Here is a 24026-nt window from a genome sequence, read left to right on the forward strand (position 1 = left end):
TTTCTTTCTAATAAGTTTCAATAACTTTATTTGCGATTGTTAGTAATTTTTCTTTTAGCTTAGCTGGTTGGATTACTGTTACACGATCATAGAATAATAATAGCCAACTTAATAGGGTTGGTGTTATCGCTGTTTTTAGGCTTAGGATAAAATAGTCATCATTTACTTCGGAGATAATCATTTGCTTACCGAACTCATCTAAGATGATGCTTGCCATGTCTGTTGTGCATTTAATGGTAATTGTTTCTGCTTTGCCTGCGTACATCTTCATGGATGTTTGTAGGTGCTCTTCTAAGTTGAATGCGATAGTCTCTACAGGTTGATCAATCAGACGAACTGTCTCCATCTTATCAATACGATAGTTTGTAAAGGATTGATACTTCTCACTATAGAGTACGCAATAGTATTTTCCTTCATCGGAAGTAACTGCATATGGCGTTAATATATAACGTTTTTTATTTTTACGGTATTTCTTTTCCTTTGAAATTGTATAGTCAAAGTAGTAGAAAGAAATCTGATAGGAATGCTTGATAGCATGTAAAATCAATTTGATGTTGGATAAAATTTCTTGATTGCTTGTATGTATATTTTGCCTGCGTTTTAGACTATGGTAGGGACTTGCAAGATGCTGGAGCTTTGTTTGTATTGTACTAATTTCTTGATTTGATAATGTTGTTTGTTGGTTAAGATAATCAGAAAGAATAAAATGCTCTGTTTCATTGAAATACGGTACAAGATAATAGCCAGAATAAAACTTATGAAATTCATAGCGAATATCATAGTTGTATTCTCGCAGTGTATCAATTGCACGATATACAGTACGACGATTGGAAGGGAAGCCATCTGCTTCTAAGATTGCCTGCAACTCAGGCATTGAGATTAGATGTTCTTGATCTGGATACTGACGTAGTATCTCTAGAATTTGTAATGGGAGTGAGTTTATATTTTTCATATTCTTAATTGATGTGCACTTATATGCACATCAATTATATACCTAACTGCTAAGATAATCCATGTAGAGAAGGTGATAAATATGACAAACAAACAACTATATTTCGTAAATCGTTCTGTATTATTTCTAGCAATTGCATACGCAATCAATGGTTATACACTACCGGCACTGGCCTGCAGTATCATATCTGCATTCTTGACTTGTGAGTTTATTGGATATGAAAAAGTAAAGGATAGTCTCATGCAAGTGCTTGTAATGGGAGTCGTACTAATTGGAATGATTCGTATGGTTGGTTTGCAAGTAAACTTACCAATGTTAGAAGTATCTACCTACGCTTCCGCACTCTTTGCGGTAAATTGGGTGAAGTATCATTTCCATACTGTTTCAGAGTTATTGGGACATATTTTATCTTTAATGTTTGTATTTATTGGGGTGTCGTTTATCCTTCCAATTAGTTCCTTGCAGTTTGGTCATACAATGGTATTTATCGCAATTGTATTTATGCCAATTCTAGCTTCCTATGGAATTGTATTGTTATTTTCAAAAGAATATGCAAATACGTTGGATAAGAAGGCTTCGTTACGTTAAAATAGGTACTAAGGAAAGTGCCTATGATAAACTATCTGATAAAAAAATATATTAAAAATGCGGATGATATTCAGAATGAATCTGTACGTTTTGCGTATGGAAAACTGACGAGTATTATTGGGATTATCGCAAATTTATTGTTATTTATTGTAAAACTTACAATTGGTTTTATGACGAATTCTGTATCCATAATGTCGGATGGTTTTAATAACCTATCTGATTTGATGACTTGTCTTGTAACGGTGTTAGGATATCGTATCGCTAGTAAGCCAGCGGATAAGGAACATCCATTTGGACACGGTCGTGTGGAATACGTGGTAAGTTTTGTCATAGCGGTTGTTATCTTTAGTGTTAGCTTTGAACTAATCAAGCAGGGTATTCAACAGATTATAGAGCCAAACAGTATTATTTTTAGACCTGTACTAATGGTGATATTGGTCTTATCAATCGGTGTTAAATTTTGGATTAGTTATGTTAATCGTACAATCGGAAATAAAATTGACAATTTAGCAATGATTGCGACAGCACAGGATGCACGCAATGATGCATGGTCTACACTCATTACGATTGTAGCGATGTTGTTAAGCCAACTCAAAACATCATTCCCATTTGATGGTGTGGCAACACTGATAATTGCGGGTTTCATATTAAAATCAGGATATGAATTGATCAAAGAAATCATTGACCGTCTCATTGGAAAACCAGCAGATGAAGAGTTGGTAAAACAAATTCGTGAAATTATTTTAAAATATAAAGAGATTCGTGGTCTGCATGATTTAATTATTCATGATTATGGACCAGGTGTTAAGATTGGTAGTGCACATGCAGAAGTTGATGCGAAGATGAACTTTTTAAAGATTCATGACATTATTGACCAAGCAGAACGTGAAGTAGAAGATACATTACACGTGATGATGACTTTGCATATGGATCCTATTGAATATGATAATCCTATTACAAATGCATATTTTGAAGATTTAAAACGCATTCTTTCAGAGATAGATCCAACAATTACAGTTCATGATTTTAGAACTGTATTAGGTGATGAACATACCAATCTTGTTTTTGATTTGGTAATTCCATACGGTTTCCAATTAGAGGATGAGCAAATCAAAGCAGAAATTGATCGTCACTTTAAATCGTATCCAACAAAGATTTATACTGTGATTACATTCGATCACGCATATACAGGAGTTTAGGATGAAAAAGATAACAATTTGGCATACCAATGATGTACATAGTCAGTTTGAAGATTTCTCTGCGATTGTTCATCATCTCCGTGCACATATGAATAAAGAAAAAGATTTCCTGCTCGATGCAGGAGATTTTTGCGACCAGAAGTCGGTCATGATTAATGGAACGTATGGTGTGGGTGGAATTGAACTATTAAAGAGTGCGGGTTATGATGCGATGGCAATTGGAAACAATGAATTCTTTGCGGGTGTTGAGTATTTGGAAGAAATGGCGAATCAGAATTTCCCATTACTTTCCGCAAATCTTTTTTGTTTAAACAAGGAAGATATTCCTGGGGTATTACCTTATATCATTTTGAGACGTAATGAATTACGAGTATTAGTGATTGGTATTTCACCATACTGGGGAGAAAATCCTGAAAGCACTGCATTTACAGAAATGTGCGGTATTAAACTATTTGAGCCGACAGCTATCGTCCAAGATATTCTTGAAAGAGAAAAGGAGAAATTTGATATTTCTATTCTGTTATCCCATGGTGGCATTAAGAAAGATTGCTTGATTGCACAGGCAACAGATGGCCTAGATTGTATCATTGGTGGACATTCTCACACTGAAATGGACGGGGCTGAATATATCAATGGGACTTGGATTCACCAAAGTGGTTGTTGGGCAAAGTATTTGGGTAAATTAACTTTAGAAGTAGATGACCAGTATCATGTTGTGTCTGCTTATGGAGAAAATATTGTTGTTAAGAAAGAAAAGGATTCTGCAATTGAATCAGTGATAGCACAACAAACTGAAATAGCCATTGCAGAGCTCAGCAAAGTTCTGTACGTCTTACCACAAGATCTTGAATTTTCAATGGAACATGAATGCATGGCAATGAACGTACTTGCGGATATGATGTGGAAGACGTATCCTTCGGATTTGGCTTTGATCAATCATGGAATTCTTTCGAAGGGAATTTCAAAGGAGGTTACGAAGTTGAATCTATTGGAAGTATCGCCATCTCCATTAAATCTAACAACTGTCGTATGGTCTGGAAAGCAGATCAAAGATGCAATATTTGCATCACAAAAAGATGAGTATATTTATATGACTTCAAATCGTTGGTCTGGTTTCCGAGGAACCAAACTAGGGACAATGGCGGTGAGTCTTAATGTACAAGTAAATTGTGATTTACATACAATTGAGATAGATGGAATACCACTGGACGAAGAAAAGTGTTATCGTGTTATTACAAGTGACTTTCTACAAAGAGGATCTGGATATGAGATGCTGGGTGAGTCATTACAAGAAACCATATTTGCGAAAGAGTATTTTAGAGATCTTTTAGAAATGAAACTAAATGATTTACAGTTTATTGAGTCCGCAAAATTATGTCGTTTCCATCGAGGTAAGTTATGAGGAATTTCTTTTCAAGAAGTAATTTATTACTGATATTAGCATCGATTATCTGGGGTTGTGCGTTTGTGGCACAGAATGTTGGAATGAACTATATAGGCCCGTGGACATTCTCAACAATACGTTTTTTGATTGCGGGTTTTTCACTTTTAGCAATCATTCCAATTCTAGATAAGAAACGTACGCATGTGATTCGTCCTAAGACGAAGGAAGAAAAGCAGAAGTTATTATTAGGCTCTGTCTTATGTGGTCTTGCCTTATCCATTGGTAGTATCGTACAGCAGATCGCGATGTTGACGGTACCAGTGGCGAAGTCTGGTTTTCTAACAACCTTATATGTATTGTTTGTGCCAATTATCACACTTTTATTTGGCAAAAAGATTCCATTGAAAGTTTGGATTGGTATTGCAATGGCTTTATTTGGATTATATCTCTTGAGCATGGCAGGTAATCTTGCGCTTGGGATTGGAGAAATATTCTTGATTTTAGCTGCGTTCTTATTTGCGATACATATTATCATCATTGGTCATTTTAGTACCCGCGTTGATCCAGTCAGATTATCTTGTGGGCAACTATTAATCGGTGGATTTGCGACAGTGATTCCAATGATTGTGATTGAAAGACCTACAATCGCCTCTATATTAGCAGCGTATATTCCGCTGCTATATACAGGTATCTTCTCTTCTTGTGTTGCGTATACACTACAAATTTTTGCACAGAAGGAGGCTAACCCTACGATTGCAGGAATGTTATTATCCTTAGAGTCTGTATTTGCGGCACTAGCAGGGTATCTAATATTAAATCAAGTTTTAAATACCAGAGAATTAATTGGTTGTGTACTCATCTTTATAGCGATTGTGATTGCACAACTTCCTGATCGTCGTGATATGGTAAATGTCACAAAAGAAACATAATATTAGACATAAAGAAAGACGCAACAAGTTGTTGCGCCTTTTTACATATTTAGTTTTTTGCGTCTACGATGAGGTTTGTAATCTTCTTAGCAAACTCAACTGGATTTTTAATTGGTAATCCTTCAATCAATAATGCTTGATCATAGAGTACATCTGTATACTCCTTAAGTTTGTCAGGGGAAGATGTAGATACTTCACGTAGCTTATTGAAGATAGGGTGGTTGGGGTTGATTTCTAGAATCTTTGTGGCTGTAATTGCTCTATCTTTATTCATTGGATCATTTGCCATATAGCGTTCCATATCTAGGGATACACCTTCATCCGCAACGATACATACAGGATCATCAATCAATCTGGATGAGATACGTACATCCTTAACTTTATCTGCTAACGCATCCTTCATCGCTGTCAACATATCCTTGTTTTCGGCTGTCTTTTCTTCAATTTCTTTCTTTTCTTCTTCGCTATCTAAGTCTAGATTTGCTTGAGAGATGGAAACGAACTTCTTTTCATCATAGCTTTGCATGATGCCTGAAACAAACTCATCACGCGCATCTAAGAAGTAGAGTACTTCGTAGCCTTTCTTCTTTAACTTAGGCATGATAGGGGAATGTTCAATTTCATCCACGGAAGAACCGACTGCGTAGTAGATTGCGTTTTGACCTTCTACCATACGATCTGTATATTCCTTCAGGGTGACATACTTACCTTCCTTAGAAGATCTAAATAAGATGAGGTCTTGGAGCTGTTCCTTATGAATACCATAATCTTGATAGATGCCATATTTAAGATTTAAACCGAAGTTATCAAAGAACTTCTCATAGTTTTCACGGTCGTTCTTTAACATATCTTCGAGTGCGGAATGGATCTTCTTTTCGATAGATTTCGCAAGCAACTTAACCTGACGGTCTTGTTGGAGAATCTCACGTGAAATATTGAGGTTTAAATCATCGCTATCAATAATACCTTGCACAAAACGGTAGTAATCAGGTACGAGATCTTTTGCCTTATCAAGGATAAATACACCCTTGGAGTATAACTGTAATCCTGCTTCAAAATCTTGATAATAGAAGTTATATGGAGTTCTGGAAGGAATGAACAATAACGCTGTGTAGGACAGTGTTCCTTCAACGTTATAGTGAATTACTTTCTGCGGATTCTCCCAATCATTGAACTTAGACTTATAGAAAGAGTTGTATTCTTCTTCTGTTACTTCGGACTTTGGCTTCTTCCAAAGTGGAACCATTGAGTTTAGTGTTACAAGTTCCTTGGTATCAATTGTCTTTCCTTCTTCAGTTGGATCAGGAATAGACTTTGTGACTTCCATTTGGATAGGGTAGCGAACATAATCGGAATACTTCTTTACGAGTTCACGAATCTTATATTCTTCTAGGAATTCATCGAAAGATTCTTCCTCTGTATTGTCCTTAAGGTCAATTGTAATCTTTGTGCCTGCTTCAGGTTTTTCAAACTCTGTGATTGTGTATCCATCTTCACCAGAACTTGACCATGCATAACCTTTATCTTCAATTGGAGACTTTGTCTCTACAAGTACATGCTTTGCGACGATAAATGCACTATAGAAACCAACACCAAATTGACCGATAATATCGACGTTATCAGTATTGTTTTCAAGTTGTTTACGGAATTCGGCAGAGCCACTTCTTGCGATAGTACCTAGGTTTTTTTCTAGCTCCTCTGCACTCATACCAACACCAGTGTCTTCGATAATTAACTGACGTGTATCCTTTTTAATAGCTAAAGTTATCTTTAGATTTTCTTGATTCGTTGCGTAGCGAGAATCTGTAAGAGAGAGATAGTGACGTTTATCTAAAGCGTCAGAAGCATTAGAGATTAACTCACGTAAGAAGATTTCACGATTGGTATAAATCGAGTGAATCATCATATCTAACAATCTTTTTGATTCTGCTTTAAATTGTTTCTTTGCCATAGTATTTTACCTCCTTAGCACTCTTGTGCTATGACTGCTAATATAGTGTAACACTGAATGAGAATGATTTCAAATCAAAAAGATAAATTCCAGTAGTATTAGAATATTTAAGGGCGAAAGAAATACTGTCTTTTAAGAGTTTGATTGGGATAATACGTATTATTCCAGTTTTTGTGTAATTAAAAACTCTATCTAGTATTTCTGTTGTTCAGTATAAAAACCAGTATAAATTTTCTATATTTGAGATATGAAGAAGACTATACAAGATGCAATAAAGCTGATGACCTATCAAATGAGAACTCTAAGAATCAATCATCATATGACTCAAAAACAAATGGCAAGTATTTTGAATGTTTCAGCACAATCGATTTCAGCGTATGAAAATGGTGTGATTCGACCAGATATTGAAGTGATTATGAAGTATGCTGAGTATTTTAAAGTGGATATTGCTTATTTGATGGGAATCAATCTATATGGTGCAATACATGACGTCCTTCCAACGCAGACGGAAGCACAGATGTTCATGGCATATCGTAGAAGACCTGCTTGGATGCGGAAGGTAATACGAGAGCTATGTTTTAATGGAACGAAGTATCGTACACAAGATGAAGAACAAGATTATGCCATGATGCTAAATGATCATGAAGGTGAGTACAAATAAAAAAGCATCTACAATGCTTTTTCATATACACGAATACGGAACTGACAAGTTACATCTAAAGTTGGGATTTCTAGTAAACGCTGCTTATCTTCAATAGATGTCTTATAGGCATAAGGGGTCATCTGGAATAACTGATATAGTGTTTCCTGATCAAGTGTTACAACATTTTCAATGATTTCATCTTGGATGAGTTGTAGATCTGTTTTGATATCCTCCATGATATTTTCGTATGGAGTATCATAGAGAACTGCTTTCATCTCAAACAAATGTTTTGGGCCAGGTGTAACGAAGATAAACTTTCCACCTGGTTTTAATATACGCTGTAATTCATCTGTTGCGGCAGGCGCAAAGCAGGTAACAGCTACATCACAAGAGTCGCTTTCGAGCGGAAGGTGGAAAATAGAAGCTACAACATACTGGGTTGACTTATCATTTTTAGAAGCATGTTTTAAAGCATCCTTTGAAAGATCAAATCCATATTTTTCCTGTGCAATAAAACCATCGGTATAATAGCCTTCCCCACAACCTAAATCGACAAAGACTTTTGGATGAAAAGTTGTATTTAAGTTAATGAGATATTCTTTTAAGAAGGCATAGACACCTTTTTCTAAAAAGGCAGTACGTGCTTTTACCATCTCGATATTATCACCATGAAATGGTTTATTTGAGCGATATAAATTGATATAGCCTTGTTTAGCATAATCAAAATGATGGTTATTTTCACAGATTGCTTCTCGGGTGGAACGATTTAATTTTGACTGACAAATTGGGCAAATTAATTTCATAGAAAAAGTATAGCACAAAGTACTTGACTGAAAGTCAGTCAATAGTTATAGTAGATGTAGGAGGTAATAAAAATGCCAGAAAATAAAGATAACGAAGAACGAAAGAATGAGTTTATAGATGCGGCAGAAAAGCTATTTAAAGAAAATGGCATTGTAGAAACAACAATCAGCTCCATTGTAAAAGAGATGGATGTAGCAAAAGGACTATTCTACTATTACTTCAAATCAAAAGATGATGTAATTGAAGCAATCAGTAATAAATACAACGAAGCATTTAATGCCATGATGCAGGAAAGCATGAATAAAGAGGATTATACAGAACGTTTACAACAGTTCGTAAATAACTCTGTGAAGTCTTTCCGCGTATTACACGAAAAGCTGAATGGCGAAGATGGTGCAGATCTTTCTAACCTAAGTGTTAGATCTACCTTGGAAGCGAAGAATAAAGCAATCACAGATTTAACAAAACTATTTGATGAAGGAGTACGACTTGGTGAGTTAACATTAGACAACACGAAGTATTACGCAAACATCTTAATCAGTGGTATTGTAGAGTTGATTGACCAAGGCGAAGCTACAAATGAAGAAATCGCATTTATTATTTGGGACCTCATTGAAAGGGCCGGAAAGGACTAAGGACATGTCAGAAAATAACAAGAATGGATTCGAAGATTTAGGAAAAACAATTTCCGATTTACTAACAAACGTTACAAAGGTTGTAACAGAAAGTACAGAAGGTCTTACTTCTAAGTTAAAGGTTGAAAAGCAAAAGGCTGAAATTCGTGCCGAGATTGGACATCACTCACGTGAGCTATCTAAGTACTATGAAACATTAGGCCGTAACTACTACAACGATATTGTCATCAATAAGAAGTCTGGTACATATACAGAAGTAATGGACAATATCCGTACAAAAGAAAAGTTGATTGAACTATTAAACGAAAAGTTAGATGTATTAGAGAAGTAATGAAAAAGTGCGATTCTTAGGAGTCGCACTTATCTTTTTTACGAGAATCATAGGAATACTTACAACCACAGTAATCTTGACGATATAGACAATATGCATCAGAGATTTCTGTAGAATGTTGTTGGCCATTTCCCTTTTTGAAATCAGAGTAGAAATACTTCGTGTGTGAATATTTCTGCTGTAATGAGCGGCCAATCTCATTGAGCTTCTGAGAATCTTTTTGACGTGAGAAGGTCATGACCGTTGTAAAGTAGTCATAGCCATTTTGGTCTGCATAGGCAAACGCTGCATTCATTCTCTCTGTGTAACATGAGAAACAACGTAGCCATCCTTCAGGATCATCTTTTCTTTTTGCCAAAAGTTTTTGGTCAAAAGCATCATAGTTATATGGCTCTATTACCATTTTAATTTCTCCATGCCATCTTTCATCCAGATACCGTTTCATATCAGATAAACGCATGTCGTATTCTGAGGCTGGCCAGATGTTGGAGTTGTTATACATAATCGTTACATCAAATACTTCGTGAAGGAATTCCAGAGGCCAACATGCACATACAATACAACATGCATGCAAGAGTAACTTTGGCTTTTCATTTGTACTAGCTTTGATGTTTTTCATCTCTTTGAGAGACTCTACATAGTAGTTTGTCTTCGCAGAAGATTTACGATTCTTTAAATAGGCAATATAGGCTTCTTTTTCTTTCTCATTCATTGGTAATTAACATACAATCGCCGAAGGAGAAGAAACGGTATTTCTCCTGTACTGCATGGCGATACGCTTCTAGAGTAAATTCATATCCTGCAAAGGACGCAATCATCATAATCAGAGTTGATTTTGGTAGGTGGAAGTTTGTTAACATACCATCGATAGTATGCCACTGATATCCTGGATAGATGAATAATTTTGTCTCACCAGAACATTCTTCAAACTTACCAAAGCGATTCCATACGGACTCAAGTGTACGTACAGATGTCGTGCCAATCGCAAAGATACGTTGACCATTAGACTTGGCAGCGTTTAGTGTGTCTGCAGCTTCCTTAGACATGTAGTAAACTTCACTATGCATGTCGTGGTCTTCGACATCTTCTGTATCCATTGGTCTAAAAGTCCCTAAACCTACATGTAATGTTACATCAACGACAGTAACACCTTTTTCTTTTAACTTTGAAAAGATTTCATCTGTAAAGTGTAAACCAGCAGTTGGGGCTGCGGCAGAGCCTCTTACCTTGGCATATACAGTCTGGTAACGTTCTGGGTCATTTAACTTCTCTTTGATATATGGCGGTAATGGTACATTTCCTAATTCATCTAAGATTTCATTGAAGATACCATTGTAGATCATGCGCATCTTTCGTAAACCTTTTTCACCAATTTCTATACATTCTGCACGTAAACGTCCATCATGGAAGGAGACAATCGCACCAAGTTTTACAACCTTCGCATTACCAACTAGACACTCCCAAATATCATCTGGAAGCTGTCTTAGTAGAAGTAGCTCAACGTGAGCGCCTGTTTCTTCCTTTGTACCAAATAATCTAGCAGGGATAACACGTGTGTTATTACGTACTAGAACATCACCTGCATGCAGGTAGTCTACAATATCGTAGAAGTGTTTGTCTTCATATTTCTTTTCTGTATTGTGGATGACAAGCATACGAGAAGAAGTGCGATCGAGCAAAGGAGTTTGCGCAATTAGTTCTTCTGGCAAGTCATAATCAAAATCACTTGTTTTCCATTTCATATTAAAATCCTCTGTGGTCAAATTTCATCTTCGCAAGAGTTTCCTCTTTGAAGTCATTAAAGCGATCTTCCTTGATTGCTTTTCTTGCGTCTTCCATCAGCTTTACTAAGAATCGTAAGTTATGGATAGACATTAGGCGTGTACCAAATCCTTCGTTTGTACGCTGCAGATGATTGAGGTAAGCCTTTGTGTAGTTACGACATGTATAACAATCACACTCTGGATCAAGTGGTGTAAAGTCATTCTTATAGATGGCCTTACGGATAGAGATTCTTCCTTCACTTGTCATTAGTGTTCCATGTCTTGCGATACGAGTTGGTAATACGCAATCGCACATATCGACATTGCGGCTAACTGCCTCTAATAAGTCATTGACTGCACCAACACCCATGAGGTATCTTGGCTTATCAAATGGTAAGGCATCAGAAGCCCACTTCACCATACGATACATTGTTTCCTTATCTTCACCAACCGATGTACCACCAATCGCATAACCAGGGAAGTCCATCTCAATTAACTTTTCAGCACAGTATTTACGAAGATCTTCATAGTCACCACCTTGTACAATACCAAAGAGTGCCTGTTCTTCTGGACGGCTATGTGCTTGTTTGCCACGAAGTGCCCAACGTAATGTTCTCTCTGTACTCTTTTCAACGTATTCACGTGTTGCAGGGTATGGAATACATTCATCAAAGGACATAATGATGTCTGCACCAATCTTATTTTGAATTTGAATTGATTTTTCTGGGGAGAGGAAGAGTGTATCTCCGTTGAGAGTATTCTTGAAGGTAACACCGTCTTCTGTAATCTTACGTTGATCTGCGAGGGAGAATACTTGGAATCCTCCGCTATCTGTTAACATAGGACCTTTGTAGTTCATAAACTTTTGAACTCCACCAGCTTGGTCAACGATATCTTCGCCAGGTCTTAGCCATAAATGATAGGTATTGGCAAGCACTACACCAGAACCTATATCTTTTAGTTCTTCTGGGGATACGAATTTAACGGTTGCTTGTGTACCGACAGGCATAAACATTGGTGTTTCTACATCACCGTGTGGTGTATGTAAAATACCAGTACGGGCACCGGATTGTTTACAGATATGTGTAATTTCAAAAGTAACTGGTTGTTTCATAGTTTCCCTCTTTTCCGCTATAAAGTATATCAAATATTACTTTAATTCGCTGAGAAACATCTGCGTGTTATAATGTTTTTATGAAATCGAAAGAAATACGTGTAAGAAATTTACCGAAAGATGACGTTCCTTTTTACGTTTCCAATGTAAAACCAACATCATTTTTAATGATTGCGATGATTGCTGGCATTATTTTTTTATGGATACGTTCCTATTTACAGGTGATTGGGGTTATGGTCATCATGGTATCGTTATTCTCGCTATTAATGTTGCCGGATTGTAAACTATATGAAATTCATCAGGACTACATTGTGCTTTACAATCGTCATGATAAAAGAGAGTGTTTCATCATCTACTATGAAGATATGGTATCTTGGCATTATGAATGGAATCCAAGTACTGATCAGCTGGTCATTTCATTAGTAGATGGCAGTGTTGAAAAACAAGAAGTCTATGCGAAATATCGCATAGAGAAATGGTTAAATTCTTTAGCACCAGGCAAGCAAGCGAAAAAGAATCATAGAAAGTAGGGAGTATGACAAAATTAGTAAATCCTGAAGCAGTAGAAAAATGTAAAGCGAATATGATTTGTGAAGCAGACGTAGATGATATGAGTTTAATTTTTGATATGTTTAGTGATAGTACTAGACTCAAGATTATGAACGCACTCTTTGTCAGTGAACTATGTGTGGGTGATTTAGCGTCTTTATTACAGATGAGTACAAGTGCTATCAGCCATCAGTTATCTTCTTTAAAGAAAACGAAATTGGTAAAGACAAAGAAGATTGGCAAGAATGTTTATTACTCTATGGCAGATGAACATATTGAAAAGATCTACCAGATGACATACGAGCATATTAAAGAAGATGACTAAAATCGTTGCGATTGATTTTGAGACTGCAAACAATCAAATGTCGAGTGTTTGTTCAGTTGGTATTGCGGTAATGGAAGATGGAGTGGTCATTGATCACTATTACTCTTTGATTAAACCGGAAGAAAACGTTAGTTATTTTTCACCTTACAATATTCGTGTTCATGGCATTACTGCAAAAGACGTTGAAGATGCGCCTACATTTTCAGAAATCTATCGTGAATTAACGGGATATTTTGAAGATGCGGTGATCGTGGCACATAATGCACGATTTGATATGAACTGTTTAAAACAAACTTGTTTGAATACAGGTAAGAAGATACCTGTAATAGAATACTTTGATACAGTGGAATTATGTAAACGTGTCTTTTCGAATCTCAAACATCATCGTCTCAATGATGTATGTGAGTATATTGGAATTGAGCTGGACCACCATAATGCATTAAGTGATGCGAATGGTTGTTTGGAAATTGTCATGGCAGTGATGAATCTGGTTGGAGAGTATGATATTTACCAACTACTAGAACGTTGTCAAACAAAACTTTATCAGTTATAAAACGAACAATGGATACGCTTTATATTCATTGTTTTTTTTACTAGATTCATATCAACTTTTTTTGTAAAAAACAACACCAAAAAATGATTACAATTTCCTTTTTACGTGCTAAAATAACTCTATTATTTATGGGGGACAAAAGAATGAAGAAAATCAGAGTGATTAGTTTTCTTTGTGCTCTGCTGATGGTATGTAGTATTTGTGTGACCACAATTTCTACTGCAGTATTCGCAGATTCATCAACACCTACAACACAACCAGTACCAACGACTAGAACTTATACCGTTCGACATATTCGTCAGACATTGTCTGGCAGCTATGAAGACGAATCCTTGGCAGAATACGAAACTCTTACAGGTAATGTAGGGGATATGACACAGGCACTAGCCAATCGAACATATCCTGGGTTTCAAGCTCTGATTCCTGAACAGGTACAGATAGCACCAAGTGGAGATATTACGGTTTCTGTTTATTATGCAAGAAAGAAGCTAACGACATATTTTCATACAGGTGATCCAGCACAAGATTTCCATTTAACATATTTATATGAAAGTACACAGACACAACCAGTTCAACCAACGATTCCAGGCAAGGTATTTATTCGCTGGGCATATCAGGATAGCACAGGTGCTTTACAGACATGGAATGCTGGAATACAACCAGCAGAGGATATGCATGTTTATGCAGAGTATGATATTCCATTCCAATCGACATATATTATTAATTATTGGTATCAAAACGCAACGGATGAATTATCCTTTACAGATGCACAAAAGACATATACATTATTTAATACAGAAACAAAAACACAGAATGTAAATAGTACGGTTGTATATAATGGTCCACAATACGATACGACCTATCGTAAATACAATCAGGCAAAGACTGATGCAGAAAATGCGACAAAGCTTGTCTTAGCGGATGGTTCAACTGTGGTAAATGTCTACTATGATCGTCCGGTGATGACAATTACACTTGTGTATTATAACTTTTCTACAAATACAGAAGAGCGTCGTGAGTCATACCAGGGAATCTATGGGCATAAGACAGATGGTATTTTTAGCATTGACCTAACATATCTATGGTCTGCACCAAATAATGCAAGCTCTCACTATGACAAGACACCACCTACCTTTACAGAACAACAATTCTTTAATGTCGATCCATATCATTTGGAATTCCATGCTAGAAAATTAGCTGTGGCTCCTAGTGCAAAGAAAATTCATGTAATCTATCATGAACAAAATCCTGATGGCACATGGTCAAGAAATCCAAATAATCGTATTTGGGATGTAGATACACTTACTTACAGTAAGTTTAGCGTATATTTTCCTAATACAGCCGCATTTAACTATTCCTATTATTATTGGACGAATGGGGTAGATGAGTATACGACAGATGTTAATGCGTCTAACCCTGATTTAACTGCATATACAGGTGGCTCACTAATTGTTGTATATAACAATAATCAAGTGGTAAATGACTATGATGGTGATGGCCAAACATATATGCACGTATATAAAACACGTAATAAGTATAATCTCCACCTAGAAAATACAGATGGAACAGTACTAAATCTCTATTATGGAGAGCCATTATCCAACTATCAAAATATCCTAAATAATCCAGTTAAGCCAAGCAATGTACCATCACACTATGTATTTACGGGTTGGTATACAACTGATACATTCCAAGAGGGTACTAAGTTGAAAGAGAACACAACAATGTCTAGCCGTGATCGCTTCATTTATGCAAAATGGGAAGAACCTAGTGTAAATGTAACGGTTGTAAGTAATGGCGCTACTTCTGTACTACCAGGAGTTGTAACGATTCCAATGATGTCTAGTGTTCGTAAAGATATTCCAAATATTCCTTCTAAGGACGGATATTGGTTTGATGGTTGGTATAAGGATCCATCATTTACGCAGCCGTTCGATATCAATGAATCAATTTCCTATGATATGACAATCTATGCAAAGTGGATTAATCGTAAGACAACAAGTTGGAGAATCCGTTATATTGATGATCAAGGAAGAGTGCTAGCACAAGAAGATACAGGTGAAGATAATCTCTATACTGTACTCTTTAGATATGGAAAGTTGATTCCAGATTATGCAGTAGATTATGAAAGTAAGAATTTAACACTTTCATCTGATCAGATGAATCTATTAGATTTTATCTATACATACCGCGTGAAGACAAATTGGGTAACGGAAGATGGTACGCCAATTAAGGAAACAGTCTACGGAACATTTGGTCCAGAAGTATTTGATGGATATGTATATGTATCTACAAATACAGCTGTAAATGGTGATACTACTCATGTCTATCGATGGGTAGGTATCTCTACACCAAAGACAGCTGACCATAACCAAATGGCTTGGTATATGGCTATCCTATGTCTTTCTTCACTAGCAGTGGTATCCATTGCCTATATGAAGAAGTCTTATCGCTAATACATACATATAAGCGGCTAGTAATCTAGTCGCTTTCTTTGCAAGATAGAAAATGAAATAATGGTGATAATGAAGACTATCCTGTTATAATACATCCATTGATAATGACACAATCTTAGAAAGCTTGTGCCATTTCTTTTTAGAGGAGATATGATTATGGAATTATTAGATGCTATCAAGCAAAGACATTCCGTACGTTCGTACTTAGATAAGTCAATTGATATAGATGTGCGTAATGAATTATGTAAGTATATTGACGAATGTAATCAAGAAGGAAACTTACATATTCAACTGATTGAAAATGAACCACAGGCTTTCGCAAAACGTTTATATCACTATGGATTATTCTCTAACGTAAAGAACTATATCGCATTAGTAGGTAAGGAGGATTCAACCTTGAATGAGCGCTGTGGCTACTATGGAGAAAAGATTGTTCTTAAGGCACAGATGTTAGGTCTTAATACCTGTTGGGTAGGTGGCACCTATAAAAAGATTGAAAGTGTTGTAGATATCAAACCTGGTGAAAAGTTCTTAATGATTATCGCAATTGGATATGGTGAAAACCAAGGAAGAGAACATAAATATAAGAAGGTGAAAGACTTATCCATTGGCTATCCTGAACTACCGGATTGGTTTATCAAAGGAATAGAGGCTGTGGCTATGGCTCCATCTGCTTTAAACCAACATAGTTATCGCTTTGGCTATAGAGATGGAAAGGTATATGTTAAAAAGGGCCTTGGCTTTGCGCTAGATACCGATATTGGTATTGCAAAGTATCACTTTGAAGTTGCGTCAGGAAAAGATTCCAGTATTTGGGAATGATAGTAATTGAAATAAATATTTCAAAATTCTAATTTTAGTGAAATTTTTTTCAGAGAAAATGGGATATGTTTACAGAAATATTCTGTAATAGTATAATGAAAACATCAAAGGGGTATACAATGATTGAATTTGAAAATAATGCCTATTTCTGGCAGAAGTTAGATACACTGTACTTATCCAGTGGATACCAAATTACAAGAAAAAAAGGTGAAGTTCATCCACGTTTTCAGAACTTAATCTATCCAGTTGATTATGGATATATCAACGATACAAAGAGTTTTGGAAAAGATGGTGTATCAGTTTATGCTGGTAGTGGCAATCGATATGAGATTAGCGCATTAGTTGTTGCGGCAGACATCCTCATCAAGGAATTAGATGTAAAGGTTCTTGTGGGTTGTACAGAGGAAGAAGTAGACCAGGTATTGCGTTTCCTCAACCAAACAAATTATCAAAAGACTGTATTAATCCGTAAGGGTAATGAATTACCATCTTGGGCAGAAACAGATATTTAAAAAACCGATTCCATTGAATCGGTTTTATTCTTGGTATGGTTCACCATTGAAGTTGATACGGAAATCTTCTGGACTACGTGTATCAATTAACTGCTTTGCGAAGTTAACTGCTTTACCATATAATTCTGGAAATGACGCATGAATCTCTTTTGTTAAGTCATAGCGAAGTGGATAAGATTTATGTTCAAGGTTTAATACTTTAAAATCATTTTTGTTATACAATACCATGCCGGATAAAACGGGTGGTATTTTAATTTGTTTCTCTAATGCACATAATAAATCATACTTTAACTTCGTTGGATATAAGAACTTTGTATAACGAACAATCTCTGTCGCAGATTCTGCACATAAACTAGGTTTGATTTCTAGATTAAATACATTTTGGAACATTCCTGCATACATTAATCCAAGCTTGGATTTAGATACCTTATCAATCTTCATAAAGTTGAAGACATCATAGCTTTGTTCACTTCTTCCACGTTGGTGTAACATCCATACGTCAATATTAGCTTCACTAATAACGTGAGCAGCACCTTCGTGTAATCCTGTTTGTATATGAGTATCTCTTGCGACTGCATTAATGAGTGGGTGCGCAGTTGAATCTAGGGCGTAGTGACATAAGAATCCGTAGAAGTAACTTCTAAGATCAGAATCATTTTCGCTATATTTATCAAAATAATCAATAAACTCATCGCATTTTTCATCATGCATTAAATCACCATATTTTTTAAGTGATCCTGGTAATAGGGAAGCTCTTGAGAAGAATAACATATCTGGGCCTTGAGAGCCTAGATAAAACATCCCTTTGTTAGTAATCATGCGTGCATGTTCTTCATCTATTGTACGAAGTACATCTTTCGCAAATTCAACGTGTGTAGTTGCAGCTGGCATAGTTTTCTACTTGAGGATAGTATCCTCAATCTCCTTCATTTTCTTTGCTAGACCATAAATCTTATGGCTTGGTAGGGAACATAAACCAACGCGAATACCGTGGTTTACTCTCACTGTATAAATATGATTCTCTAAGAATGCTTCATGAACTTTTTTGCATAAATCATTATCATAGATTTTTAATGTTACGAAGAAACCTTCACGATATGGATAATGTGGTAGGTTAACTTCATTTGCTTCTGTTAAGAAGATTGATGAGCGCTCTTTCATTAAATCAATGTAAGATTGTTTTTCCTTAAGGAATTCTTCTCTATTTTCATTAACAACCCAACTGAAGTTTTCCATTGCAGCATTCGGAATATTAGACCAAGTAGCACGTGCTTTCTTTTCTAATACTGTCTTCATCTCTGTAACGGATTCTTCCTGTTGAGCAAGAATCACAGTAGCTCCACAACGTAAGCCATAGGAAGTCATTGTTTTAGAACAGGAGAAGCAGACGATAATCATTGCGTTATCACTAAGTGCATTCCAGGTTTCCATATACTTACGTGATGTATCTACATTGTAAGCATAATCGATATACGCAATATCATCCATTAAAATGATAGGATGTGTTTTAGATACTTCATTTACAAAGTCGATAACTTCTTTCCATTCCTCATGGCTCATCGTATATCCAGTAGGATTTTCGCAAGGGTCATTGATGAGTAATAGAATACGTTCTTGCGTCTTCATCACTTTCTGAACCGTTTCTTTGATGGAAGCGATATTGAAATGATTATCTTCACTAAAGAGTTCATACTCAGCAATTTTTAAGTTATTTTCTGTAGCCATCAAACGATAACTACCCCAAGCAATATTTGGGATGATGACAGTTTCTCCTTCTTCTAATACAGAAGTAAAGGTAGAACTGACAGCACCTGATCCACCTGGCGTTGCGACAACGTTATGTGCAAGTTTTAGGTTGTTGCCTTGGGTTACCCATTCATATACATCTTTGCGAAAGTTTGGGTTACCATCAAAACTTGCGGCATAGGAAGCTTTGATGCGGTGGTCAATTGTATCGTAGTGATCAAATACTGACTTGAGTGCAACGAGGTTTCCATCGTTATCACAAAGTGTACCAATCGTTGCGTCTATTACATTTTCTTCACCGTTGATACGCTTATCTTCCTTTGCTTTCGCAACGACAGTAAATACTGCATCTGCGATTGGAGTTAGATTTGCGCTCTTTTTTGTAAATGTCATAATTCATTCTCCTCAAATAAATATGTTCCAATCCGCAACATGGTACTACCATGTTCAATTGCGATTGGATAGTCATGACTCATACCCATAGAAAGAGTATGGAAGTATTGTTTACCAAATAGTGCTTGAAGATGTTTGAAGATTTCATGTGCTTTAGCAAAGACTTCATGAATTCGTACTTCATCATCTGTATGTGGTCCCATGGTCATTAAACCTTGAATTGCAATATGTGGACACTCTTGTAAGAGGAAGTTTGTAAATACCTCTACATCAGCTGGATCTAGTCCACTCTTATTGGTATCTTCATCAGCTAAATGTAGTTCAATTAGCACATCAACTTTACGATCTTGTTTGGTCGCTTCTTTTTCAATAACTTTCGCAAGAGCGATATTATCGAGTGATTGAATACAGGATACAACAGGTAAGATATCTTTTACTTTATTACGTTGTAAATGTCCTATGTAATGCCAAGCGATATCTTTTGGTAGAACAGCTGCCTTTTTAACGAGTTCAGCAGTTCTATTTTCTGCAAAGATTCTTTCGCCTGCGTCGTAATAAGATTGTATTTCTTCGGTACTGTGATGCTTGGAAACAACACATAAATCTATATTTAAGGCTGCTTGCTTAATCTTCCAGTAATGTTTTTCTATCATATTGCAATTATACACCAATGGTTTTGTGCATACAAAAAGAAAACCTGCTGATGTTACAGCAGGCGAGAATTAAAACCAAGGAATTGGAAATGTATTGGATGAATCAATGAGCTTATAGCGCTTGAGTACAGGTGCTAATGCATTGAATACAATGACTAGTAAAATGACTTCAATTGGGAATAAAAGAGAATTCTTAATGAAGCTCTTTGTAAAGTAGAAAATATAACCTTTGCCATATAACATAGAACTCCAAAGTGATCCAACTACTACATTTACAAATAATGAGTTGATGAGTTTTGCGATGACAATCTTAACGACAGTAATCTTCTGTTTATATAAGAAACATGACCATACTAGGCACGCTAGCACTGGTGTTAATGTATATCCTGCAAAGTAGACACCGCCACCACCCAAGAAGAAACCTAGGTTATCTGTAATAATTGCGGATAGTGCACCAGCAACTGGACCAAGAATGGATGACTCAATTGCGAGTAGCACAAAGCCAAATCCGACTTTTAAATTTTCGGATACTGGGAAGTATAGTTTAGAAGCTACAATCTTGAGCGCGATAAACACACCCATTAACGCAAGATATTTTACTGATTTTAGTTTTGAAGCGGATGAGTTCCAAAATTCTTTTTTAAACATATAAAAAACCTTCCTTTCACATCCATTTGTGAAGAAAGGTTTTCATTCACATAATGGGAGTTGTAATGACCGCAAGCTATGCTTTTCGTCTGTAAGGACCCGTCCCAAACAGCACTTAACGCCAATTACGTCTATAACATAGCATAAGTAGGTGCAATGTCAAATGGTGTGCTTGAAATCCATGTTATAATAGGGCGGTATGAAGAAAATATCAGTTACATGTGAAAGAAAAGAAGATATCGCACTGCTTAAAGAAGCTGGTGCTGATGAAGTAATCGTTGCACTCGAAGGAGGAGTATTTAGCTCGCTCCATACTTTTTCGATTGCGCAGATTGAAGAACTATTAACACAAGCACGTGTGGTGCAGATACAGCTATTTGTGCTAATGAATCGTTTGTTTCCACAAAGTGAAATTAAATTAGCACAACAACAAATCCAACAGTTACTAGAGATAGGGGTTGATGGTGTTATTATTGCTGATCCTGGTCTATATCAAGCAGCCAAGGAATTATCGTTAGAAGATAAGCTCATCTACAGCCCAGAAACCTTAGTAACCTCTGCAGAGGACGCAAAGTTTTGGCTATCGACAGGAATGTATTCGGTGAATATTTCACCGCTTTTAACAGAGGAGGAAATCTTAAAGATTGCCTCATGTGTACGTCACTCTGGTATTCAGGTATTTGGTTACCTACTTATGAGTATTTCCAAGCGACCATTACTAACAGCATATCAGGAAGTCGCAAATATTGAAGAGCCGTTACATCATAACCATCATCTATACCTTCGTGAACAGAAACGTGATGGTATGATGCCAGCATATGAAAATGAAGCAGGTATGATGATCTATACAGATTTCGTACAGGAATCATTTGCGTGGTTAGAGCCTTTTTCAAACGCAGGCATTCAGCGTTTTGAAATGTATGGAAACTATATTCCGCAAGCAGCGCTATTAGATGCGGTACGTATGTATCGTCGTGTGCTTGATGGGGAAGATGGCGAGAGTGTTAGAAAGGAATTTGTTCTAAAATATCCGGAATTACCAGTATCTGATGGATATTATGGACAGAAGACGATCAGATAAAGTTATGATGAAGAAACCTGAATTATTAGCCCCGGCAGGGGATCTGAATCGTTGTAAGACAGCGATTCGTTATGGTGCTGATGCGGTCTATATTGGTGGACAATCCTATTCCTTACGCTCAAGAGCTTCTAACTTTACGATGGAAGATATCAAGGAGGCATGTGAATTTGCCCGTCAACATAACGCACATATCCATGTCACAACCAATGTGATTCCTCATGAAGAAGATTATGAGGGTTTACGCGAGTATTTAATGAAGTTAGAAGAGTATGGTGTTACAGCGATTATTGCAGCATCACCATCGATTATGAAACTAGCACGTGAATGTGCACCAAAATTAGAAATTCACTGTTCCACCCAGATGAGTATTACCAATGTAGAAACAGCTAAATTCCTCCACGAACAGTTAGGGTTAGACCGTGCGGTACTTGCGCGTGAGTGTTCAATTGAAGATATTTATGCCATCACAAAGGAATGTCCAGTAGATACAGAAGCCTTTATCCATGGTGGTATGTGTGTAAACTACTCTGGTAGATGTACACTATCCAACCGTATGACATTGCGAGATGCTAACCGTGGAGGTTGTGCACAAAGTTGTCGTTGGCAATATCATGTTTATCAAGACGATAAAGAAATAAATACAGATATTTTATATTCCATGGGTTCTAAAGACTTACTAGCAGCGGACTACATGTATGAATTAATGGATGCAGGTGTTAGTTCCTTAAAGATTGAAGGACGTATGAAGACAGAGTATTATGTCGCATCTGTTGTTAGTGCATATCGTCATCTGATCGATGAGATTGCAGAGAATGATGGACCACTTTCACCAGAAAGATTGGCATATCACAAAAAGGAAATCTCACGTGCTGAAAATCGCCAGACAACAACAGCGTTCTATCCTGGTGAAGCAGGATTAAATACACTCATCTATCATGCATACTCTGATGCAGATGTAAATCATGACTTCCTAGCCAAGGTTGCTGGATACGATCAAGACGCAAATGTAGCCTACTTAGAGACGCGTAATGCCTTTGATGTTGGTGAGATGTTAGAAGTGATTTCACCTGGCAAAGACAAGCGTACTTTCAAAGTTGAGTGGATTAAAGATCCAAAGGGAGAATACCTTGTAAGTTCTAGACGTCCAATGGTAGTGGTACAAGTTCCAATTCCATTTGAAATAGGTGAAAATGACCTAGTGCGGAGGGCACGCTAATGTTATTAGAAGGAAATGTCAGTGTAAAAGCTGCCATTCTTGGGAATCATCGCAAAGTAGAAAAACTTTACTATGATAAACATAAAAATGATAAGGACTTAAACTTTATCTTACATCGTGCAAAGGAAAAAGGGATTCCATGCATGCCATTAGGACGTGAAGAAATTAATGCAATGGCAACTGGAAGAACACATGGTGGATTGGTTGCGAAAGTTGGTTCTAGAGTCTATCAAGAACTGTCTGAATGCATGCATGGCAAAACACCATTTCTTGTATTGCTAGAAGGGGTAGAGGATCCATTTAATTTAGGATATATTATCCGCACTTTATATAGTGCAGGTTGTGATGGATTGATTCTACCTAGACATGATTGGGCAAGTGCGGAAAGCACAATTGCTAAATCGAGTGCGGGTGCGTTTGAATACTTAAATATTGTGATGTCAGATGACTTACCACAGCTAGTTAAAGATATTAAAAAACACGGTATTAAAACCTACGCAGCGATGCGTAAAGATGCTATTACATATCTAGAAGCTGACTATCATATTCCATGCTTACTAGCTATCGGTGGTGAGATGAGAGGATTATCATCTGCAGTACGAAATGAGATTGAACAGAATATCTATATTCCATACGCAAATGATTTCCGCAATGCATTAAACGCAGCCAGTGCTGCTGCTGTATTATCCTTTGAAGTCTATCGGCAAAGACGATAAGTACCCGAAGAAATTCGGGTTTTCATTTGAACTATGATAGAATAAAACACAATAAGGGATTAA

At 36.6% G+C, this 24026-nt stretch carries 26 protein-coding genes; 16 read left to right on the forward strand and 10 right to left on the reverse strand.

What is annotated here, in order from left to right:
- Positions 1-7 precede the first annotated feature (7 nt).
- Entirely contained in the window at positions 8-952 is a 945-nt protein-coding gene (locus RYK16_RS02925; protein ID WP_314850657.1) for a WYL domain-containing protein, read from the reverse strand.
- 81 nt (positions 953-1033) lie between these two features.
- Between RYK16_RS02925 and RYK16_RS02930 the strand changes: the two genes are divergently transcribed.
- From RYK16_RS02930 to RYK16_RS02945, 4 genes are read left to right on the forward strand one after another with little or no spacing between them, the layout of a single operon-like run.
- A complete protein-coding gene (locus RYK16_RS02930) occupies positions 1034-1540 on the forward strand; it encodes a hypothetical protein (RefSeq protein ID WP_314850659.1) in 507 nt (168 codons plus the stop codon).
- A 23-nt stretch (positions 1541-1563) separates the two neighbouring features.
- Positions 1564-2739 (forward strand): cation diffusion facilitator family transporter, encoded by a 1176-nt coding sequence (locus tag RYK16_RS02935; protein ID WP_314850661.1) that lies wholly within the window; start codon positions 1564-1566, stop codon positions 2737-2739.
- 1 nt (position 2740) lies between these two features.
- Positions 2741-4141 carry a bifunctional UDP-sugar hydrolase/5'-nucleotidase gene (locus RYK16_RS02940; protein ID WP_314850663.1) on the forward strand — a complete coding sequence of 467 codons (1401 nt, stop codon included), beginning with the start codon at positions 2741-2743 and terminating at the stop codon, positions 4139-4141.
- Complete coding sequence (locus RYK16_RS02945; protein ID WP_314850665.1) at positions 4138-5052, forward strand: DMT family transporter; 915 nt, start codon at positions 4138-4140, stop codon at positions 5050-5052. Before RYK16_RS02940 ends, RYK16_RS02945 begins: the two co-directional genes overlap by 4 nt.
- 49 nt (positions 5053-5101) lie before the next feature.
- On the opposite strand, the gene htpG is transcribed toward RYK16_RS02945, so the two are convergent.
- Positions 5102-7003, reverse strand: coding sequence for a molecular chaperone HtpG (gene htpG, locus RYK16_RS02950; protein WP_314850667.1), 1902 nt, complete (start codon positions 7001-7003; stop codon positions 5102-5104).
- Between the two features lie 292 nt (positions 7004-7295).
- Between htpG and RYK16_RS02955 the strand changes: the two genes are divergently transcribed.
- Positions 7296-7664, forward strand: coding sequence for a helix-turn-helix domain-containing protein (locus RYK16_RS02955; RefSeq protein ID WP_294207262.1), 369 nt, complete (start codon positions 7296-7298; stop codon positions 7662-7664).
- An 8-nt stretch (positions 7665-7672) separates the two neighbouring features.
- Here RYK16_RS02955 and RYK16_RS02960 read toward each other — a convergent pair whose 3' ends face one another.
- A complete protein-coding gene (locus tag RYK16_RS02960) occupies positions 7673-8449 on the reverse strand; it encodes a putative RNA methyltransferase (protein WP_314850669.1) in 777 nt (258 codons plus the stop codon).
- Between the two features lie 72 nt (positions 8450-8521).
- Between RYK16_RS02960 and RYK16_RS02965 the strand changes: the two genes are divergently transcribed.
- Positions 8522-9085 carry a TetR/AcrR family transcriptional regulator gene (locus RYK16_RS02965; RefSeq protein WP_294207252.1) on the forward strand — a complete coding sequence of 188 codons (564 nt, stop codon included), beginning with the start codon at positions 8522-8524 and terminating at the stop codon, positions 9083-9085.
- 4 nt (positions 9086-9089) lie between these two features.
- Complete coding sequence (locus RYK16_RS02970) at positions 9090-9416, forward strand: hypothetical protein (RefSeq protein WP_294207247.1); 327 nt, start codon at positions 9090-9092, stop codon at positions 9414-9416.
- 16 nt (positions 9417-9432) lie between these two features.
- On the opposite strand, the gene RYK16_RS02975 is transcribed toward RYK16_RS02970, so the two are convergent.
- The 3 genes from RYK16_RS02975 to tgt are packed head-to-tail and all read right to left on the reverse strand — an operon-like array spanning position 9433 to position 12293.
- Positions 9433-10128 (reverse strand): epoxyqueuosine reductase QueH, encoded by a 696-nt coding sequence (locus RYK16_RS02975; protein ID WP_314850671.1) that lies wholly within the window; start codon positions 10126-10128, stop codon positions 9433-9435.
- Positions 10121-11158, reverse strand: a complete 1038-nt coding sequence (queA, locus tag RYK16_RS02980) for a tRNA preQ1(34) S-adenosylmethionine ribosyltransferase-isomerase QueA (protein WP_314850673.1) — start codon at positions 11156-11158, stop codon at positions 10121-10123. The genes RYK16_RS02975 and queA overlap by 8 nt, the downstream gene beginning before the upstream one ends.
- Before the next feature lies 1 nt (position 11159).
- Positions 11160-12293 carry a tRNA guanosine(34) transglycosylase Tgt gene (tgt, locus tag RYK16_RS02985; protein ID WP_314850674.1) on the reverse strand — a complete coding sequence of 378 codons (1134 nt, stop codon included), beginning with the start codon at positions 12291-12293 and terminating at the stop codon, positions 11160-11162.
- Positions 12294-12373: 80 nt separating this feature from the next.
- On the opposite strand from tgt, the gene RYK16_RS02990 reads away from it, so the two are divergent.
- The 6 genes from RYK16_RS02990 (at position 12374) to RYK16_RS03015 (ending at position 17510) form a co-directional block, all read left to right on the forward strand.
- Positions 12374-12823: a hypothetical protein gene (locus tag RYK16_RS02990; RefSeq protein WP_314850675.1), complete on the forward strand. Its 450-nt coding sequence runs from the start codon at positions 12374-12376 to the stop codon at positions 12821-12823.
- Between the two features lie 5 nt (positions 12824-12828).
- Positions 12829-13167, forward strand: coding sequence for a metalloregulator ArsR/SmtB family transcription factor (locus tag RYK16_RS02995; RefSeq protein WP_294207233.1), 339 nt, complete (start codon positions 12829-12831; stop codon positions 13165-13167).
- Positions 13160-13720, forward strand: coding sequence for a 3'-5' exonuclease (locus tag RYK16_RS03000; RefSeq protein ID WP_294207230.1), 561 nt, complete (start codon positions 13160-13162; stop codon positions 13718-13720). Before RYK16_RS02995 ends, RYK16_RS03000 begins: the two co-directional genes overlap by 8 nt.
- A 143-nt stretch (positions 13721-13863) precedes the next feature.
- Positions 13864-16176, forward strand: coding sequence for an InlB B-repeat-containing protein (locus RYK16_RS03005; RefSeq protein WP_314850676.1), 2313 nt, complete (start codon positions 13864-13866; stop codon positions 16174-16176).
- Between the two features lie 156 nt (positions 16177-16332).
- Positions 16333-16998 carry a nitroreductase family protein gene (locus tag RYK16_RS03010; protein WP_294207224.1) on the forward strand — a complete coding sequence of 222 codons (666 nt, stop codon included), beginning with the start codon at positions 16333-16335 and terminating at the stop codon, positions 16996-16998.
- Positions 16999-17117: 119 nt separating this feature from the next.
- Complete coding sequence (locus tag RYK16_RS03015; RefSeq protein WP_294207221.1) at positions 17118-17510, forward strand: Inorganic pyrophosphatase; 393 nt, start codon at positions 17118-17120, stop codon at positions 17508-17510.
- A 24-nt stretch (positions 17511-17534) separates the two neighbouring features.
- On the opposite strand, the gene RYK16_RS03020 is transcribed toward RYK16_RS03015, so the two are convergent.
- From RYK16_RS03020 to RYK16_RS03035, 4 genes are all read right to left on the reverse strand, one after another.
- Positions 17535-18401 carry a zinc dependent phospholipase C family protein gene (locus RYK16_RS03020; RefSeq protein ID WP_294207217.1) on the reverse strand — a complete coding sequence of 289 codons (867 nt, stop codon included), beginning with the start codon at positions 18399-18401 and terminating at the stop codon, positions 17535-17537.
- Positions 18402-18407: 6 nt separating this feature from the next.
- Positions 18408-19649, reverse strand: coding sequence for an aminotransferase class I/II-fold pyridoxal phosphate-dependent enzyme (locus tag RYK16_RS03025; RefSeq protein ID WP_314850678.1), 1242 nt, complete (start codon positions 19647-19649; stop codon positions 18408-18410).
- Positions 19646-20302: a YggS family pyridoxal phosphate-dependent enzyme gene (locus RYK16_RS03030; RefSeq protein WP_314850680.1), complete on the reverse strand. Its 657-nt coding sequence runs from the start codon at positions 20300-20302 to the stop codon at positions 19646-19648. Before RYK16_RS03030 ends, RYK16_RS03025 begins: the two co-directional genes overlap by 4 nt.
- Before the next feature lie 69 nt (positions 20303-20371).
- A complete protein-coding gene (locus RYK16_RS03035) occupies positions 20372-20950 on the reverse strand; it encodes a folate family ECF transporter S component (RefSeq protein ID WP_314850682.1) in 579 nt (192 codons plus the stop codon).
- A gap of 199 nt (positions 20951-21149) precedes the next feature.
- On the opposite strand from RYK16_RS03035, the gene RYK16_RS03040 reads away from it, so the two are divergent.
- Genes RYK16_RS03040 through RYK16_RS03050 form a run of 3 tightly spaced genes read left to right on the forward strand, consistent with a single transcriptional unit; the run spans position 21150 to position 23963 of the window.
- Positions 21150-22031, forward strand: coding sequence for a U32 family peptidase (locus tag RYK16_RS03040; protein WP_314850684.1), 882 nt, complete (start codon positions 21150-21152; stop codon positions 22029-22031).
- Positions 22009-23247: a U32 family peptidase gene (locus RYK16_RS03045; protein ID WP_314850686.1), complete on the forward strand. Its 1239-nt coding sequence runs from the start codon at positions 22009-22011 to the stop codon at positions 23245-23247. Before RYK16_RS03040 ends, RYK16_RS03045 begins: the two co-directional genes overlap by 23 nt.
- Complete coding sequence (locus RYK16_RS03050) at positions 23247-23963, forward strand: RNA methyltransferase (protein WP_314850687.1); 717 nt, start codon at positions 23247-23249, stop codon at positions 23961-23963. The genes RYK16_RS03045 and RYK16_RS03050 overlap by 1 nt, the downstream gene beginning before the upstream one ends.
- Positions 23964-24026: the final 63 nt, after the last annotated feature.

Source organism: uncultured Solobacterium sp. (genome assembly GCF_963550625.1).
Classification (GTDB): Bacteria; Bacillota_I; Bacilli_A; order Erysipelotrichales; family Erysipelotrichaceae; genus Bulleidia.